The sequence below is a fragment of the Brachybacterium sp. YJGR34 genome (assembly GCF_003347015.1).
Taxonomy (GTDB): Bacteria; Actinomycetota; Actinomycetes; order Actinomycetales; family Dermabacteraceae; genus Brachybacterium.
The window spans coordinates 27,379-44,122 of the sequence record NZ_PNFB01000013.1; the positions used below are offsets into that span (position 1 = coordinate 27,379).

At 69.4% G+C, this 16,744-nt stretch carries 13 protein-coding genes; 8 read left to right on the forward strand and 5 right to left on the reverse strand.

Annotation, left to right across the window (positions count from 1 at the left end; all coding sequences use genetic code 11):
* Nucleotides 1-3 precede the first annotated feature (3 nt).
* The 5 genes from CXH06_RS11850 (at nucleotide 4) to CXH06_RS11870 (ending at nucleotide 6,316) form a co-directional block, all read left to right on the forward strand.
* On the forward strand, nucleotides 4-1,932 hold the full coding sequence (locus CXH06_RS11850) for a glycoside hydrolase family 127 protein (RefSeq protein ID WP_114855405.1): 1,929 nt from the start codon (nucleotides 4-6) through the stop codon (nucleotides 1,930-1,932).
* A gap of 127 nt (nucleotides 1,933-2,059) precedes the next feature.
* Nucleotides 2,060-3,694: an extracellular solute-binding protein gene (locus CXH06_RS11855; protein ID WP_114855406.1), complete on the forward strand. Its 1,635-nt coding sequence runs from the start codon at nucleotides 2,060-2,062 to the stop codon at nucleotides 3,692-3,694.
* Nucleotides 3,695-3,795: 101 nt separating this feature from the next.
* Complete coding sequence (locus tag CXH06_RS11860; protein ID WP_232820329.1) at nucleotides 3,796-4,692, forward strand: sugar ABC transporter permease; 897 nt, start codon at nucleotides 3,796-3,798, stop codon at nucleotides 4,690-4,692.
* Between the two features lie 8 nt (nucleotides 4,693-4,700).
* Nucleotides 4,701-5,645 (forward strand): carbohydrate ABC transporter permease, encoded by a 945-nt coding sequence (locus CXH06_RS11865; protein WP_114855408.1) that lies wholly within the window; start codon nucleotides 4,701-4,703, stop codon nucleotides 5,643-5,645.
* Nucleotides 5,642-6,316, forward strand: coding sequence for a YesL family protein (locus CXH06_RS11870; protein WP_114855409.1), 675 nt, complete (start codon nucleotides 5,642-5,644; stop codon nucleotides 6,314-6,316). The genes CXH06_RS11865 and CXH06_RS11870 overlap by 4 nt, the downstream gene beginning before the upstream one ends.
* A gap of 62 nt (nucleotides 6,317-6,378) precedes the next feature.
* Here the strand turns inward: CXH06_RS11870 and CXH06_RS11875 are convergent, their stop codons facing one another.
* Complete coding sequence (locus CXH06_RS11875; protein ID WP_114855410.1) at nucleotides 6,379-8,202, reverse strand: ABC transporter substrate-binding protein; 1,824 nt, start codon at nucleotides 8,200-8,202, stop codon at nucleotides 6,379-6,381.
* Between the two features lie 64 nt (nucleotides 8,203-8,266).
* Nucleotides 8,267-9,157 (reverse strand): phytanoyl-CoA dioxygenase family protein, encoded by an 891-nt coding sequence (locus CXH06_RS11880; protein WP_114855411.1) that lies wholly within the window; start codon nucleotides 9,155-9,157, stop codon nucleotides 8,267-8,269.
* 66 nt (nucleotides 9,158-9,223) lie between these two features.
* On the opposite strand from CXH06_RS11880, the gene CXH06_RS11885 reads away from it, so the two are divergent.
* Entirely contained in the window at nucleotides 9,224-10,129 is a 906-nt protein-coding gene (locus tag CXH06_RS11885) for an AraC family transcriptional regulator (protein WP_114855412.1), read from the forward strand.
* Between the two features lie 37 nt (nucleotides 10,130-10,166).
* On the opposite strand, the gene CXH06_RS11890 is transcribed toward CXH06_RS11885, so the two are convergent.
* Genes CXH06_RS11890 through CXH06_RS11900 form a run of 3 tightly spaced genes read right to left on the reverse strand, consistent with a single transcriptional unit; the run spans nucleotide 10,167 to nucleotide 13,527 of the window.
* On the reverse strand, nucleotides 10,167-11,156 hold the full coding sequence (locus CXH06_RS11890) for a formylglycine-generating enzyme family protein (RefSeq protein WP_114855413.1): 990 nt from the start codon (nucleotides 11,154-11,156) through the stop codon (nucleotides 10,167-10,169).
* Entirely contained in the window at nucleotides 11,153-12,907 is a 1,755-nt protein-coding gene (locus CXH06_RS11895) for a sulfatase (protein ID WP_114855414.1), read from the reverse strand. Before CXH06_RS11895 ends, CXH06_RS11890 begins: the two co-directional genes overlap by 4 nt.
* The gene (locus tag CXH06_RS11900) at nucleotides 12,904-13,527 is read right to left on the reverse strand and encodes a PadR family transcriptional regulator (RefSeq protein WP_114855415.1); all 624 of its coding nucleotides are present in this window, start codon (nucleotides 13,525-13,527) and stop codon (nucleotides 12,904-12,906) included. The genes CXH06_RS11895 and CXH06_RS11900 overlap by 4 nt, the downstream gene beginning before the upstream one ends.
* Nucleotides 13,528-13,762: 235 nt before the next feature.
* On the opposite strand from CXH06_RS11900, the gene CXH06_RS11905 reads away from it, so the two are divergent.
* Nucleotides 13,763-15,109, forward strand: coding sequence for an MFS transporter (locus CXH06_RS11905; protein WP_114855416.1), 1,347 nt, complete (start codon nucleotides 13,763-13,765; stop codon nucleotides 15,107-15,109).
* A gap of 101 nt (nucleotides 15,110-15,210) precedes the next feature.
* Complete coding sequence (locus tag CXH06_RS11910; RefSeq protein ID WP_114855417.1) at nucleotides 15,211-16,734, forward strand: DUF1846 domain-containing protein; 1,524 nt, start codon at nucleotides 15,211-15,213, stop codon at nucleotides 16,732-16,734.
* The last annotated feature ends 10 nt before the right edge of the window (nucleotides 16,735-16,744 follow it).

A 16,744-nucleotide genomic window follows, 5' to 3' on the forward strand; every position in this document is an offset into this window, starting at 1 on the left:
TTCGTGCTCGATCAGTCCCCGCCCTCCGCACGCCCCGCCCCGGCGCTCCCCCGCGCCGTCCGCGCCTCCGGCCTGCGCCCCCTCGACCTGGCGGCGGTGCGGCTGGACCCCGCCGGTCCGCTGGGCGCCTGGCAGGAGCTCAACGCCGCGGCGACGATCCCGCACTGCATCGCCCAGCTCGAGACCTCCGGCGTGATCGACAACTTCCGGCGCGTCATCGGCGAGTCCGGGGCGGCGCATCGCGGCTTCGTCTTCGCCGACTCGGACCTGTTCAAGGTCATCGAGGCCGTGGCCTGGGAGATCGGCCGCACCGGGACCACCGCGCACGATGACTGGCTGGACGAGATGATCGCGCTGGTGGCCCGGGTCCAGGAGCCCAGCGGCTACCTGCACACCTGGATCCAGGGCGTGCACCCGGAGAAGAAGTTCGCCGAGCTGTGGTGGACCCATGAAATGTACGTGCTGGGCCATTGGCTGCAGGCCGCCATCGCCCTGGACCGCACGGCCGGGCGCCGCGACCTGCTCGAGCTCGCGCTGCGCTTCGTGGATCTCGTGGACCGCCGCTTCGGACCGGGGCGCGAGGACGGCATCCCCGGCCACCCGGAGATCGAGACGGCCCTCGTCGAGCTCTACCGCCATACCGGCGAGGAGCGCCACCTGCGCCTGGCCCAGCATCTCGTGGACCAGCGCGGGAGGGATCTGCTGCCCGGCGGCGGTTTCGGGAACCATTACTTCCAGGACCACCTGCCCGTACGCGAGGCCGTGGACCCCACCGGCCATGCGGTGCGCCAGCTCTACCTCAACGCCGGCGTCACCGACCTCCACCTCGAGACCGGTGAGGAGGCCCTCGGCACGGTCATGGCCGAGCAGTGGGAGCGGGTCCACACCCGCAAGATGTACCTCTCGGGCGCCTTCGGCTCCCGTCACCGCGACGAGTCCTTCGGCAACGACTACGAGCTGCCCAGCGACCGCGCCTATGCCGAGACCTGTGCGACGATCGCGGACCTCCAGTGGACCTGGCGGATGATGCTGGCGCGCGAGGACCCCCGCCACGCCGACGTCATCGAGCGCGAGATCCACAACGCTCTGGCCGCCTCGGTCGACGAGACCGGCACCCGCTTCTTCTACTCCAACCCCATGCAGCGCCGTCCCGATCGCTTCGACGAGGAGAACGCGCCCGCCGATCGCCAGGAGTGGTACTCCTGCGCCTGCTGCCCGCCCAACATCGCCCGTCTCATCGCGCAGCTCGGCGCCTACGTCGCGGCGGTCCGCGAGGACGAGCGCGGGACGAGCCTCGAGCTGCTCCAGCTCGCCGGCGCCTCGATCACGCTCCCGGAGGCTCTGGGCCGCGGCACGCTCGAGGTGCGCACCGACTACCCCCGCTCCGGCACGATCCACCTCTCCCTGTCCGCGCAGGAGACGACGACCGGCGCACGGATCGGGGTGCGGATCCCCGGCTGGGTGCGCAGCGGCACGCTCACCTCCGCCGACGGCACCGCCCGAGCGCTGAGCGAGCCCGAGCTCGACGCCCAGCGGCTCGAGCTCGGGATCGCCGAGGTCGACGGCGCCCGTCTCGACCTCGACATGCCGCCGCGGTGGACGCTCTCCCACCCCCGAGTGGACGCGACCCGCGGCTGTGTCGCGCTCGAGCGCGGCCCGATCGTGCACTGCCTCGAGCAGGCGGACCTGCCCGAGGACGTGGCGGTGGACGACCTGCTGATCCCCCGCGTCCCCACCGCCCGTCCCGGCGACGACGGGACGCTCCGGGTCACCGTCCTGCACCGCCGTCCCGGCGGCGCTCTCTACGAGGAGGTCACCGAGGAGTCCCCGGGCGCGGAGACCCGACCGCTGGAGGTCTCCGCCGTGCCCTTCGCCCGCTGGGGGAACCGAGGACCCGGCGCGATGCGCATCTGGCTCCCGCGCGAGAGCTGACCATCCCGGCGGGCCGGTTCCACCGGCCCGCCGCCCACTCCTCGCCCGCACCGCCGCAGCCCGCCGCCTCCCGATCCTGCAGTTCCCCACCCACCCTGCAGTTCCCCACCCACCCCAGGAGACGATGATGTCGACCTTTCCCCCTGCCCTCCCCCCTCGTCGCCCCCGTCGGCGCACCGTGCTCGGCGGTCTCGCCGCGACGGCCGCTGTCGGCGGCTCCCTCGGACTGACCGCCTGCGGAGGCGGGAGCGACGGGGGCAGCACCGAGGGCGAGCTGCGGATCCTGGTGATCAAGCACGCCCTGACCAAGCCCATGGCGGAGATGGAGTGGACGAAGACCCTCGAGGAGGCGGCCGGCATGCCGATCGTCTGGGAGGAGGTCAGCGCCGACTGGGACCAGAAGAAGTCCACGATGCTCGCCGCCGGCGACGTCCCGGACCTCATCGTGGGCACCCAGGCCATCAACGACACGGACCTGGCCACCTACGGCACCCTCTTCGAGGACCTCTCCGACGACCTCGAGTCCCTGCCCAACGTCGCGGCGATGTTCGAGGAGAAGCCGGAGCTGCAGGCTCTCGCCACGCAGCCCGAGGGGGAGATCTACTCGGTCCCCGGCTACAAGAGGTTCTGGCCGCCCACCGTGCAGCACCAGTACATCAACACCCAGTGGCTCGAGACGCTGGACCTGGAGGTGCCGACCACCTGGGACGAGCTGTTCGACGTGCTGGTCGCGTTCAAGGAGGGAGATCCCACCGGCACCGGGGCGGAGATCCGTCCCATCGACTGGAGCCCCGTGGGAACCGGCGGCTTCGGCTACTTCCAGTCGATCCTGCTGCTGGGCAGCACGGGACTGCCGATCTCCGGCGGGGGCGGCCAGGGCTACTTCCTCGAGGACGGCGTGGTGGGGAACTTCCTCACCGACGAGCGCTACCGCGAGGTGGTCACCTTCCTGGCCCGCTGCCAGGAGGCCGGCCTCCTCTCGGCCGACGTCATGACCCAGGACTACTCCACCTACCAGTCGGTGGCCCGCGGGCCCGGCGACGGCACCGCGACCGTCGGCTACACCTTCGGTTGGACGCGCTCGGACCGCTTCGGGCCGGACATCGCCGACCAGTACGAGTCCATCGGCGTGCTGCAGCGCTCGAGGGACCAGTCCGAGCGACTCACCTGGAGCTACGACCAGTACGGCGAGAACTACCCGGGCAATCAGGTGGTGCTCTCGGCGACCTCGAAGAACAAGGAGGCCGCCCTGGCGGTCATCGACACGTTCTACGAGGAGGAGATGTCGCTGCAGGTCCTCTTCGGCGACATCGGCCCCAACATCGAGAAGACCGGCGAAGGCTCCTACAAGGTGCTGCCGCCGCCGGACGGCACGGACCCCTCGACCTGGAAGTGGACCTCCACCCTCGCCGACAACGGTCCGGTGTGGATCCGCGACTCGCTCGAGGTGGAGCTGCCCTCCGACCTCCAGGAGGCCGTGGACGAGTCCGAGGTGCTGCAGCCGGCCATCGACGCGATGGACCTGGACAAGGACGTGTACCCGGGTCTGTTCATCAAGATGACCAAGGAGGACCTCAACGCCATGAGCCTGGTGGACACCACGCTCATGAACACCGCGATGACCAGCTTCGCCGAGTGGATCACCAGCGGCGGCATCGACGAGGGCTGGGAGCCCTATCTCGCGACCGTCGAGGAGTCCGGCGTGCGCGACAACATCGCGACGATGCAGAAGTACTACGACGAGTACATGGCCTCGAAATGAGCATCGGGACCACCACAGGCACGGACGCCGCGAGTCGGCGTCCTGGACGCACCGCCGCTCCGCCCGCGTCCGGTGCGGAGCGGCGGGGGCCGGTGGCGCGGATGCGCCGCCACCTGGGCCGCTACTGGCAGCTGTGGGTGATGCTCGCTCCCGCGCTGATCGTCGTCATCGTCTTCGCCTACATCCCCATGTACGGGATCCAGCTCGCGTTCCGCGAGTTCGACCCCACCAAGGGGCTGACCGGCGGGGAGTGGGTGGGGCTGAAATACTTCAGACAGTTCTTCGAGAGCCCGCTGTTCTGGGACCTCATGCGGAACACGATCGTCATCTCGCTGTCGACGCTCGTGCTGGGCTTCCTCGCCCCGGTCCTCCTGGCGCTGGTGATCAACCAGATCCTGCACTCGCGCCTCAAGCGCTTCGTGCAGACGGTCACCTACCTGCCGCACTTCATCTCCATCGTGGTGATCGTGGGCATGCTCCAGGTGTTCCTCTCGCCGGAGACCGGGCTCATCACCCGCTTCCTGGCGCTGTTCGGTCTGGACGACATCAACTACCTGGGCAGCACCACGGCCTTCGTGCCCGTGTACGTGCTCTCCGACATCTGGCAGCACACCGGGTGGAACAGCATCATCTACCTCGCCGCCCTCGCCGGGGTGAGCACGCATCTGTACGAGGCGGCGCGCATCGACGGCGCCTCCCGGCTGCAGATCATCCGCCACGTCGACATCCCGGCCCTCGTCCCCACGATGGTCATCCTGATGATCCTCAACATGGGCGGGGTGCTGGCCACGGGATTCGAGAAGATCTTCCTGATGCAGAACACCCTGAACCTGCCGGTCTCCGAGGTCATCGCGACCTACACGTACAAGATCGGCATCCTCTCCAGCCAGTTCAGCTACTCCACGGCGATCGGGCTGTTCAACACCGTCATCAACTTCGCGTTCCTGGTGCTGGCCAATCAGATCTCGAAGCGCGTCACCGACACGAGCCTGTGGTGAGGGGACCCATGAGCACCGACACCCTGCGCACCGCGCGCACGCGCCGCCTGAGTCGACGAGTGGGCCGACGGCTGGGCCGCAGCGACCTGCTCTTCATGAGCGTCATCTCCCTCATCCTGGCCGCCGTCCTGTTCGCCACGCTGTATCCGCTGTACTTCGTGCTGATCGCCTCGATCAGCGATCCGACGGCGGTGGCGACCGGTCGGGTCCTGCTCCTGCCCAAGAATCTGAGCCTCTTCGGGTACGAGCAGATCCTGGCCGACTCCCGGATCTGGACGGGCTACCGCAACACCCTGGTCTACAGCGTGGTGGGGACGATGCTGAACCTCGTGGTGACGCTGCCGGCGGCCTATGCGCTCTCGCGGCGCGAGTTCCGCCCCCGGCGTCCGCTCATGCTGTTCTTCGCCTTCACGATGTTCTTCAGCGGCGGGCTGATCCCCACCTACCTGCTGTACAAGGACCTGGGCCTGCTGGACAACTGGCTGGTGTTCATCCTCCCCTCGGCGCTGAACGTCTTCAACCTGATCATCGCGCGGGCGTTCTTCGAGAACTCCCTGCCCGAGGAGCTCTTCGAGGCCGCGATGATCGACGGGGTGGACTACTTCCGGTTCTTCACCACGATCGCGCTGCCCCTGTCGAAGGCGCTGATCTCGGTGATCGGCCTGTACTACCTGGTCTTCCACTGGAACGACTTCTTCACCGGCCTGGTCTTCGTGCGCGACTACGACAAGCAGCCCCTGCAGATCGTGCTGCGGGACATCCTGCTGTCCAATCAGGCGTTCTCCGGCGGGGCGGGCGGCGCCGGCGGGTCCGGCGGCGCCTACGGCCAGCGCTATGCGGACCAGATCAAGTACGGGGTCATCATCGTCTCGACCCTGCCGGTGATCATCCTGTATCCCTTCCTCCAGAAGTACTTCGAGAAGGGCGTGCTGATCGGGTCGGTGAAGGGATGAGCACGGCGAACCCCGCGCGGCCGCGACGACTCATGCCGCAGCTGGTGCGCTGGCACCTGGGGCTGGGCGAGCTCGCCCTGCGCCTGTTCCTGCTGAACCTGCTCTGGGTGCTGGGGGTCCTCGCCGGCGGCATCGTGCTGGGGATCGCGCCGGCGACCGCCGCGCTGCATGCCGTGCTGCGGCAGGACCGGATCGAGGGCGTGCACGAGGCCGAGGGCACCTCGCCGCCCCCTCGCGGGACGCTGTGGGCGGAGTTCTGGGCGGCCTGGCGCGGCGAGTTCGTGCGGGCCACGCGCCTGGGTGCCGTGCTCGCAACCGGATGGGCGCTGCTGCTCGCAGACCGCTGGGTGCTCTCCGCCCTGGATCTGGGGACTGCGGGCCCCGCGGCGAGCGGCATCGTGGTGCTGCTGACCGTTGCTCTGGCGCTGGTCACCGTCGTGGTGTGGCCGCTCGCGGCTCACTTCGAGGATCCACTGCGCACGGTGCTGCGGATGGTGCTGACGGTCCTGGTCGCGCGGCCCGGCCTCACCCTCTCCGTCCTCGTGGTGCTCGGCGCCGCGGCCGCGATCTGGCAGTCCCTGCCGGGGCTGGTCCCGGTGTTCGGCCTGGCGCTCCCCTGCTGGGTCGTCACCTTCCTGGTGTGGCGCTCCGGGGTGCTGCCCCGGGAGTGAGACGCGCCGATGGCCCAGGAGGATCATGCCCCCCGGGCCGTCGCCGCTCGTCGGCAGAGCCGTCAGCTGCCGATCCGGGTGATCTCGAAGAGCCATTGGTTGCCCGCGCCGCGGAACATCGGCGGGGCGTAGTCGTTCTCCTCGGTGGGCCAGTTCGCCCAGTTGCTGGCGTTGAACTCGAAGAACTCATCGGGCCGGTACATGAGCGGGAAGGCCGGCACCTCGGCGCGATAGAGATCGTCGAGGGCGACCAGCGCCACCTTCTTCTCGGCGTCCTCGACCGCCGCGGCCGCATCCTGCAGCAGATCGTTGACCTGGTCGTTCTCCCACCGCCCGTAGTTGCGGTACGCCCGCTCACCGGCGGGGGCCAGATCGACGTTGCTCATCACGTCGCTGAAGCGCTGCCACGGCGTGGAGGGCCCCGTGCCGGCCACGGACCAGCAGCACAGGTCGAAGTCCCCGTTCTGGATCGCGGTCTGGGTCTGGGCCTGCTGCGGGAAGTTCGTCGCCGCGTCCACACCGATCGCCTGGAAGTTCTTCGCCACGATCTCCAGCGCCGCGTTCCAGTCGGTCCAGCCCTGCGGCGTGATGAGCTTCCACGGCCCCAGCTTCTGACCGTCCTTGGCGTAGATCCCGTCCTCGCCCTTGGCGTAGCCGGCCTCCTCGAGCAGCGACTCCGCCCTCGCGGCGTCGTAGACCCAGCCGTCAGCCTCGGCCTTCTCCCGATCCAGCCACTGGTCCTCGGCGCCGTCGGGGATCACCAGCGAGGCCAGCACCTGCGACGAATACCCCGACATCGCGGTCTCCGCGATCGAGGCGTAGTCGACGGCGTGGGCGAGCGCCTTGCGCACCAACGGATCGTCCAGACCCGGCCGCGCCGTGTTCATGATGAACATCGGCATCGAGCCCGGGAGATAGTACGGCTTGTCACGAAGGTAGGTCCCCACCGGCTTGTCCGCCTCCCACATCTTCCAGATCTGCGGAACGAACTGCTGCATGACGTCGAGCTCGCCGTTCTGGAACTTGATGTTGCCGTCCTCTGCGGACTTGAAGATGGGATGGATGATCTTGGACATCGCCGGGAGGCCCCCGTGCATCGAAGTCCCCCAATAGTCCTCGTGCCGTGCCAGCACGATCTGGGTCTGGTCGGCGAGCTCGAGAGTGAAGGGGCCCGTGCCGATCGGCTCCATCGTCTCCCAGGACGCGATCGCGCCCCCGCTGTCCGCGGCAGCCTGCTCGAACTGCGCCTTGTTCACGATGGGCTGTGTGGCCAGCGTGTTCAGTACCGAGTCGACGTTCCTGCGCTCCTGGTTGATCGCCAGGCTGAGAGTGGTGCCCTCGGCCGTCATCTCGTCGACCTCGGTCCAGATGCCCGCGATGCCCAGGCCCGGATCGATCTTCCCGAGCTCGAAGGTGTACAGCACGTCGTCCGCCGTGAATTCCGATCCGTCGTGCCAGGTCACGCCCTCCTGGAGGGTGAGGGTGATCGACTCGGTGCCGTTGATCTCGTGCGAAGCGGCCAGGCCCGGAAGGAGTTCGCCAGTCAGGATGTCGAAGCGCAGCAGCGTCTCGTAGACGTACTGGGCGGCGTTGCCGGCGGAGGGCCAGGCGGGCGAGGCGGCGAAGGTGTTGAAGTTCGTCGGCGGGCTCCACTGGAAGCCCGCGATGAACAGATGGTCCGCCGTCGCCCCGTCCCGACCTGCACCGGCCCTCCCGTTGTTCCCGATGCCGACCAGTTCTCCGCTGTCGCTCGCTCCGCCGCCACCGCCTCCCATCGCACCGCCGCAGGCGGCCAGAGCAGCGGCGCCTCCGAGGGCGCCTCCAGCAGTCAGGAATCCTCGCCGTGTCGCGCGGGCCGTGCCGCTCTGTGCTGAGCGCTGGTTCATGATCGTCCTGCATCTCTGCGACGGACGCCGCGGTGTGATGCGACCGGCGTGCTTCCCGACGTCCTCAGCGGTCGCATCCGCCCTCCTTGTCCGGACGGGAGTGCGGGCGCGCGATGTCGCTGGTCCCCTTGTAGCCGTACGGATCCTCCCCGGCGACCATCACGATGTCGCGGAAGTCGTGCTTGCCCACGTGGACCCCCTCCGGCATCGCCTGCCAGGGCAGCAGCGATTCGGCACTCATGTAGTGATTCGCCAGCGCACGGCGATAGCCGTGCTCGCCGGAGTTCTGGAGGGAGCGGTGCAGCAGGTAGCCGTTGAAGATGATCGCGCTCCCGGCCGGGATCTCGACGGGGACCGCGTCGGCGTCGTCCCACGGGAAGTCGTAGGCCTCGATCGTGCAGTCGAAAGCGGGATCGTTCTGCTCGCGGTCCGGATAGAGCACGCCGCGGCGGTGGGAGCCCGGCAGCACCCACAGGCATCCGTTCTCGATGGTCGCGTCATCCAGGGCGATCCATGCCGCCGTCAGGGAGCGGTCGCGGGTGGGGATGAAGTACTCGTCCTGATGCCAGGCCTGTCCGGGCTTGCCCTCGGACTTGATGAAGAGCATCGATTGCATGGCTTTGACATTGGGGCCGATCACCCGGGTGAGGACATCGAGGATCCGTGGCGCCTTCAGCGCCTCGAGGGCCACCTCGGAGATCTTGTGCGGGTAGTGGATGCACAGGAACTGGCGCATCAGCTCCTCGGTGTCCGCCGTGGCGGAGACGTCGACCGGCGCGGCATCCACCTCGCCGAGCTCGCCCCGACAGATCCGGGCGGCGTCGCGCCGGAGGGAGGCGACGAGGTCGGCGTCGATCGCGTCCTCGAGGATGACGAATCCGTCGCGCTCGTAGTCGTCCACGAGTCGCTCATGACGGGGATCGGTATGCGGGGTGACGGCGAACTGTGTGGTCATGATGGCCAGTACAGCGAAGGAACACACTGTGGTCCATGCCACAGGATTGCGGTTCAATGACTGATCATGATCTCCTCCGACCTCTCCCTGACGGCCTCCGGTCCCGCGCGGATCGCGGACTATCCACCCGGCTCCAGCTACGGTCCACGACGCCTGCCGGATTTCGAGCTCGTCTGGCTCCTCGCGGGCTCCGCTCAGCTCACGCTCTCGCCGGGGCGCGCGCCGACCGAGGCACGCTCCTGTTCCCTCCTGCCCGGGGACGTGGCGATCACTCGGCCCGGCGTGCAGGACCATTACGCCTGGGATCCGGTGATCTCCAGCCGGCACGCATATCTGCACTTCACGGCGGACGATCTGGGATCTTTGCCGGATCCGGCAGCATGGCCCGCGATGCGCAGCTTCTCCGAGCTGCCGGTGCTGGAGTCGCTGTGCGACTACCTGCTGGCTCTCGCCGGTGACGAGGGCCGGCCCGCCGCAGAGCGCAGTGCGCAGGTCCTCCACTGGCTGGTCGATCTCTACGTCACCGGACCGCTGCCGAGGGACCCCCTGGCCGGACTCCCCGCCGCCGTACTCGCGGCGCTGGAGGAGACCGGCGAGATCTGGGCCCGGGACGGGCTGCGGCTGATCCACGTCGAGGAGCTGGCCCGCAGGTCCCATGTCACGCCCGCGCATCTCCACCGTGTCGTGAAGTCAGCCCTGGGCATGGGGCCCGCTCAATTCCTCGAGCTCGTCCGGCTCTGGCAGGCCGCGACGGCGCTGCAGCGCAGTAGCGCCACGATCAGTGAAGTCGGCGTGCTGTGCGGCTATCCGGACCGCTTCCACTTCTCGCGCCGCTTCCGTCACCTCTACGGCATCCCCCCGCGCGAGGCCCGCGAGGTGGGCGCGTCGCCGGATCCCGCCGGTCCGCTGCGGGCCGCGGGACTGCTCGGGCTCGCACAGACGCTCCTCGCTCCGCGGCGTGCGGCGCCCTGAGGGTCGAGGAGTCGACGTCACCGCGGTCCGGCGGCCGCTATGCGGGTGCAGAGACCGTCCGGAAGCCGGCGTTGCCCATCGAGGAATCCGGGGTGTTCCGGGAACGGGCGGAGCAGCGGTAGCGGTTGCAGTAGGAGTCGTGACAGAGGTAACTGCCGCCCCGCAGCACCCGTGCGTGACCCGTCTCCGGTCCGACGGGATCGATGTGGGTCCCGCCGCGCCGGGACCGCTCGAGATAGGTGCCCGGATGGAACCAGTCGCGGCACCATTCCCAGACGTTACCCACGCACTGCCACAGCCCGTACCCGTTGGGCTCGAAGCTGCGCCCCGGGGCGGTGGTGAGGAAGCCGTCCTCGAGGGTGTTCGTCCGAGGGAAGGTGCCCTGGAAGATGTTGGCGCGCCAGCCGCCCTCGTCGACCGGGTTGTCGCCCCAGGGGTAGCGGGCACCATCGAGTCCGCCGCGGGCCGCGTACTCCCACTGCGCCTCGGTGGCAAGGCTCCGTCCCGCCCAGGTGCAGTACGCCTGCGCGTCGTTCCAGCTGACGTGGACGACGGGATGCTCCTCGAGACCCGCGAGGCTCGAGCCCGGGCCGCCGGGATGCTGCCAGTCGGCGCCGAGGACGCCGATCCACCAGGGAACGCCGGGCGTCGGTCCGATCCGTTCCGCCTCCGCCGCCTCGACGGCCAGGTGGAAGACGGCCGACTCCCCGAAGCGCTCGGCCTCGGTGCGGTACCCGGTCTCCTCGACGAAGCGCGCGAACGCGGCGGTGGTCACCGGTGTCGCATCGATGTCGAAGGCGCCGAGGGCGACCTCGTGCCGCGGCGTCTCTCCGTCGGCCCGGTTCGCATCCCCGGACGCGTCGCCCATCAGGAAGGTGCCTGCGGGGACGCGCACCTGCTCGATCGGGTGGGACCCCGCGGCACCCGCGGGCACGACGCGGGCCGGAGCGTCGGCTCCCCTGCGCGGTGGCGCCGATAGTCCGCAGCCGCAGCCGGTGCCGGCGGGATGGTGGTCCGGTGCGCTCATCGCTCCCCGGCCGTTGCGAGGGCCTCCTCGGACTCCTCGGCGAGCGCTGCGTCGATCGCCCGCAGCTGCGGGACGCTGAGGGCACCGGTGAGGGCGAGCTGCCAGAGACTCACCGTGGCCGGCACCGCGACCATCTCGGTGTGGAACAGGGTCGGGGCGATGCGCTCGAGGACACGGCGGACCGCCGGGGTCGAGGACAGCTCGTGGATCGGCGTGGTGAGCAGCCGGGGTCGGTCGAGCTCGTCGGTCGCGGGCATCGGCTCCGCCATCTCCCGCGCGCGGCCGGCGTGCTCGCGCGCGAGCAGGTGCTCGGGACCCACGGGGCCGCTGGCCGGGAGGCCGAGCCTCTCGAACTGGCTGGCGGGCGCATCGCTGGCCCGCAGGCGCTCGGCGAGGAGCTGGGCCAAGCGCAGCTCGAGTTCGTCGTCCACCAGGGGGGAGAGCTGCTGCGGATCGTCCTCGAGGTCGAACAGCAGCGTGCCGTGCTGCCAGGGATTCATCCAGCCGGCCGCTGCTTCGAGGCGCATGGTCCGCAGCCCCTTGGTGAAGGAGAAGGGCGAGGCGGGCTCCCACTCCGCCAGCTCCTGGACGGCGAAGCGCGAGCGCATATGCGTGGGCATCAGCGTGAACTCCTCGAGCGGGGAGTTCTCCGCGGTGCCGCTGGAGCGCATGTACACGTACCGGCCGTCGGTGATGTTCACGTGCCCGCCGTGGATGCCGTAGAGCGCGGCCTCGCGGTGCGCGTCGGGGAGGGCGAGATCGAGCCCCTGCATGTCCTCCGGGACGTCGAGTCCGAAGAAGGACAGCAGGGTGGGGGCGATGTCGATGGTCTGGGCGAGGTCGCCCCGGCGGGCGTCGGCCGCGCCGGACCGCGGATCCCACAGGAACATCGGCAGGTGCACCAGCTCGTTGAACCACGGCTGGACGGACTTCGCCCACCAGCCGTGCTCCCCCAGCAGGAAGCCGTGGTCGGTGTTCACGATGAGCATCGTGTCCTCCCACAGCCCGTGGCGGTCCATGGCATCGAGCACCCGGCCCAGCGAGCGGTCGCACATCGAGACCAGCGCGGCGTACTCGTACCGCGCGTGCTCGACCTGCTCGGAGGGCTCGGAGATCCTCTGGTAGCCGGGCCAGTCGAACTCCTCCCCGTCGTACTCGTGGGGGTAGAGGTCCTTGTACGCCTGATGGGTGAAGAACGGCTCGTGCGGATCGAACAGCTCGATCTGCGCCATCCACCGATCGACCTGGGCGTTGGTGTCGATGAAGTGGATCCCGGCATCGACGGTGAGGGTCTGGGAGTGCTCCGCCTCGGTGGGCATGTAGGAGCGGTTCACGCGGTCCTGCGAGCGCATGCCGGGCCCGGCGTCGACCACGCCCTTCCACGGGTCGCCCTCCTGGCCGCGGAAGAACTCCCAGGTCGAGTAGCGGGTGTGGTAGGTCGCGCCGCCGTCCTCCCAGTAGTGGGGGTGGTCCGAGGCCAGGTGGGTGTGCACGCCGTTCTCGCGCAGGATCTCGGGCATCGAGTCGTCGAAGGGCTCGAGCGGGCCCCAGGAGCGGTGTAGGAAGTTGTGGCGCCCGGTGTGCAGCTCGCGCCGCGCGGGCATGCACGGCATCGATCCGGCGTAGAAGTTGTCGAAGGTGGCGGCGCGCTGAGCGAGCCGGGCGAAGTTCGGGGCGTCGACGATGGTGTTCCGGTACGGCGGCAGCATGTGCCGGTTCAGGCTGTCGAACATGAGCATGATGGCCTTCATCGGGCGGTCTCCTCAGGGGTGACGGGGCGCTGTGCCCGGACGGTGGGGGTGACAGGTGACGCGGCAGGGGCTGAGCGCAGCTCCTCGCGGAGAGCGGCGACGCGCGCGATATGGGCGTCCTTCGCCGCGGCGCCGGTGCGGTGCGACCACTCCCCGACGCGCGCGGCGAGCGCTTCGTCGAAGGGGAGCTCCGGGGCCGTCTCGAGGTGCCGGTCGCGGAAGCGGTAGCGCGCGACCTCCCGGGTGCGTTCCTCGATCTCGGTGTCGAGCAGGCCGATCAGCGCCTCCCGCGTCATGAAGCCCGCGAAGGCCAGTCGGGCCTGGAGGTCGGGCTCCTCGAAGCGCGTGGGCGGGTGGTACGGACCGGTCAGCCAGTCGAGGAAGACGGTCGCACCCTCCTCGGTGAGGCTGTACCGCTTCGCGTCGGTCGCGCCGGGCCGCGGCTCGACCTCATGGACCACCCATCCGCGGGACTCCATGGCGGCCAGCGAGCGGTAGACCTGGCTCATCTGGGTGTTCGAGCGCAGGAAGCGCCCGGAGGTATCCATGTACTTCTTGAGGTCGTATCCGGTGGCCGGCTTCAGCGCCAGCACACCGAGGAGCAGGTGCTCGAGCTTCATCGCGTGCCTCCTGAGGTGATCGTCGCCAAGCGTGACACATGTGGAATGGAAGGGCAAGCACGCCAACCATCGGGAGCACGTTGACCGAGCGTGACGATTGTGTCATGCTCCCCACCCATCGGCATTCGCATTGTGTCATGGCCTGCAATGAGGCATCTCCTCCGGACGGGCCCCTCGCAGCTCACCGCGGAGCCGTCGCACCGATCCGCCCCTGACGACGACGACAGGATCCTCGATGTCCACGACCGCACCGGACGCCCCGGCGTCCCAGCACTCCCCCGCGACCCGGGTCCCGCACCGCTGGCGAAACCTGGCCACGCTCACCGGTTCCACCGCCGTGGACAGCACCGAGGGGAGCCTGATCGGAACGCTCTTCCCCTCGATCGCTGCGTCCCTCGGTCTGAACAGCGGCCACCTGGGCACCATGACCGCGCTCGGAAAGCTCGCCTCCGCCCCGGCGGGACCGCTGTGGACCTGGCTCGCCGCATGCACCTCCCGCAAGACCGTCCTGGTCACCACCTCGCTGCTGGGCGGCGCCTTCGGCATCGCCTCGGCGTTCAGCACCGGCTACATCTCGCTGCTCGTGCTGAACGTCCTCATGGCCGCCGCGCTCGTCGGGGCCTCCCCCGTGGGCAACGCCCTCATCCTCGACTGCTTCTCCGACCGCGAGCGGGCACGCGCGATGTCCTACTTCTACGGGGCGATCAACGGCATCGCCTCGCTCATGGGGCCGCTGATCGGGCTGTTCTCCCTGTCCGAGGACGGCTGGCGGTACGGACTGGCGACGATGGGCTCGATCGCGGCGCTCGCGGGCGTCGCACAGCTCGTCCTCATCAAGGACCCCGGCGTCGGCGCCTCGGAACCGGAGTTCGCCGATCTCGCGTCCGGGCGCCGCGTCCGGGAGAAGACCTCCCTGCGCGCGATCCTCGGGCTGTTCCGGGTCCGCTCGTACAGCCTCATGATGCTCTCGCGCCTGCTCTCCGGCCACCTGCTGATCTCGGTCTACGGCGTGACCTTCCTGGTCGACGAGCGCGGGTTCTCCAACGCCCTCGCCGCGACCGTCCTGCTGCCCTTCGGGATCGGATACCTCGTGGGAACCCTGGGCGGAGGGATGCTGGTGGGCGTGCTCGATCGGGTGATGCCGCGCCACGGACGGATCTGGTACATCCAGCTCGCCCAGATCCTCTTCGCCGTCGCGGCCATGGTCGCCACGCAGCTCCACCTGGGCGGGATCCTCGCCTACGCCGTGCTGTGGGCCCTGATGGGCGCCGCGCAGGGCATGAACCCGCCGGTCAACCGGCCGATCGTGGCCGCAGTCATCCCACCCAAGCTCCGCGGCCAGGCGATGGCCGTCTTCATCACCGTCTTCGAGACGATCGGCTGGGCGCTCTTCTCCTTCGGGGCGGGCCAGTTCGCCGTCACCCACGGCATCCAGAGCGTCTTCTTCTGGGTGTTGGGGGTGCTCATGGTCGTCAACGCCCTGGTGCTCGGCCTGCTCCACCTCACCTACCCGCGTGATGTCGCCGCCGCGACAGCGGATCGGGAGCGCGATCGCGAGGCCACACTCGGCGCCTCGGGATGATGATCCGCTGCGCGGCATCGGGCACCTCGCCCCCTGAGGGCTGCTGCGGGGACGGGGTCGTGTCCCAGCGGGAGCGCCGGCGGCGGTGCTAGCGTGCCGGGGTGACTGCCTCCGCCCCCCGCACCGCTCCCCCGTCCCCCGCCGCCGGTTTCGACCGGGAGAAGTACATCGAGCTGCAGTCGCAGCACATCCACGCCCGTCGGGAGCAGATCGGCGGGAAGCTGTACCTCGAGATGGGCGGGAAGCTCTTCGACGACCATCACGCCTCCCGCGTGCTGCCCGGCTTCACCCCGGACAACAAGATCGCGATGCTCGAGCGGCTGCGGGACGAGCTGGAGATCCTGGTGTGCCTCAACGCCAAGGACCTCGAGCGGCAGAAGGTCCGTGCGGACCTCGGCATCCCCTACGAGGAGGACGTGCTGCGGCTCATCGACGTCTTCCGTGAGCACGGCTTCCTCGTCGAGAACGTGGTGATCACCCAGCTCGAGGAGTCCAACCACGTGGCGCTCGCCTTCATCGAGCGCCTGCAGCGGCTGGGCCTGTCCGTGGCGCGGCACGGCGTGATCCCCGGCTACCCGCAGGACACGGCCCGGGTGGTCTCCCCGGAGGGCCTGGGCGCCAACGAGTACTCGGAGACGCAGCGGGACCTGGTGGTGGTCACCGCTCCCGGGCCGGGCTCCGGCAAGCTCGCCACCTGCCTCTCCCAGATCTACCATGACCACGCCCGCGGCATCGCCGCCGGCTACGCGAAGTTCGAGACCTTCCCGATCTGGAACCTCCCCCTCGAGCATCCCGTGAACCTCGCCTACGAGGCCGCCACCGCGGACCTCGACGACCTCAACCTCATCGACCCCTTCCATCTCGATGCCTACGGCGAACAGGTCACCAGCTACAACCGCGACGTCGAGGTGTTCCCGCTGCTGCGGACGCTGCTGGCGAAGCTCACCGGCGATTCCCCCTACGCCTCGCCCACGGACATGGGCGTGAACATGGCCGGGCACTGCATCGTCGACGACGGAGCGTGCCGGGAGGCGGCGCGCCAGGAGATCATCCGCCGCTACTACAAGGCCGTGGTCGCCGAGCGGATGGGAGATCTGGACGACATCGTCTCCCAGCGGGTGGCGATGGTGATGGCGAAGGCGGGCTGCGAGCTCGCCGATCGTGCCGTCGTCGGCCCGGCGCTCGCGGTCGAGGAGAGCACCGGCGAGCCGGGCGCGGCGATCCAGCTCGCCGACGGCTCGCTCATCACCGGCAAGACCAGCGAGCTGCTGGGCTGCAGCGCGGCGATGCTGCTCAACGCGCTCAAGCACCTGGCCGGTATCGAGGACGAGGTGCGTCTGCTCTCCCCCGCGTCGATTGAGCCGATCCAGACGCTGAAGACCGATCATCTGGGCTCGCGCAATCCGCGCCTGCACACCGACGAGGTCCTCATCGCCCTGTCCGTCTCCGCCTCGAACGACGAGCACGCCGCCCGGGCCCTGGCTCAGCTGCAGAACCTCTCCGGCTGCGACGTGCACACCACCACCATCCTGGGCGGCGTGGACGAGGGGATCTTCCGCAACCTCGGCATCTCGGTGACCTCCGAGCCCCGCTTCCAGCGCCGGGGCCTGTACCACAAGCGCTGAGGCCGACGGG

Excerpts from the sequence above, each read along its gene's own strand:
- CXH06_RS11855 (WP_114855406.1), top strand. The coding sequence starts at position 2,060 with ATGTCGACCTTTCCCCCTGCCCTCCCCCCTCGTCGCCCCCGTCGGCGC.
- CXH06_RS11860 (WP_232820329.1), top strand. The coding sequence starts at position 3,796 with ATGCGCCGCCACCTGGGCCGCTACTGGCAGCTGTGGGTGATGCTCGCT.
- CXH06_RS11865 (WP_114855408.1), top strand. The coding sequence starts at position 4,701 with ATGAGCACCGACACCCTGCGCACCGCGCGCACGCGCCGCCTGAGTCGA.
- CXH06_RS11870 (WP_114855409.1), top strand. The coding sequence starts at position 5,642 with ATGAGCACGGCGAACCCCGCGCGGCCGCGACGACTCATGCCGCAGCTG.
- CXH06_RS11875 (WP_114855410.1), bottom strand. The coding sequence starts at position 8,202 with ATGAACCAGCGCTCAGCACAGAGCGGCACGGCCCGCGCGACACGGCGA.
- CXH06_RS11880 (WP_114855411.1), bottom strand. The coding sequence starts at position 9,157 with ATGACCACACAGTTCGCCGTCACCCCGCATACCGATCCCCGTCATGAG.
- CXH06_RS11885 (WP_114855412.1), top strand. The coding sequence starts at position 9,224 with ATGATCTCCTCCGACCTCTCCCTGACGGCCTCCGGTCCCGCGCGGATC.
- CXH06_RS11890 (WP_114855413.1), bottom strand. The coding sequence starts at position 11,156 with ATGAGCGCACCGGACCACCATCCCGCCGGCACCGGCTGCGGCTGCGGA.
- CXH06_RS11895 (WP_114855414.1), bottom strand. The coding sequence starts at position 12,907 with ATGAAGGCCATCATGCTCATGTTCGACAGCCTGAACCGGCACATGCTG.
- CXH06_RS11900 (WP_114855415.1), bottom strand. The coding sequence starts at position 13,527 with ATGAAGCTCGAGCACCTGCTCCTCGGTGTGCTGGCGCTGAAGCCGGCC.
- CXH06_RS11905 (WP_114855416.1), top strand. The coding sequence starts at position 13,763 with ATGTCCACGACCGCACCGGACGCCCCGGCGTCCCAGCACTCCCCCGCG.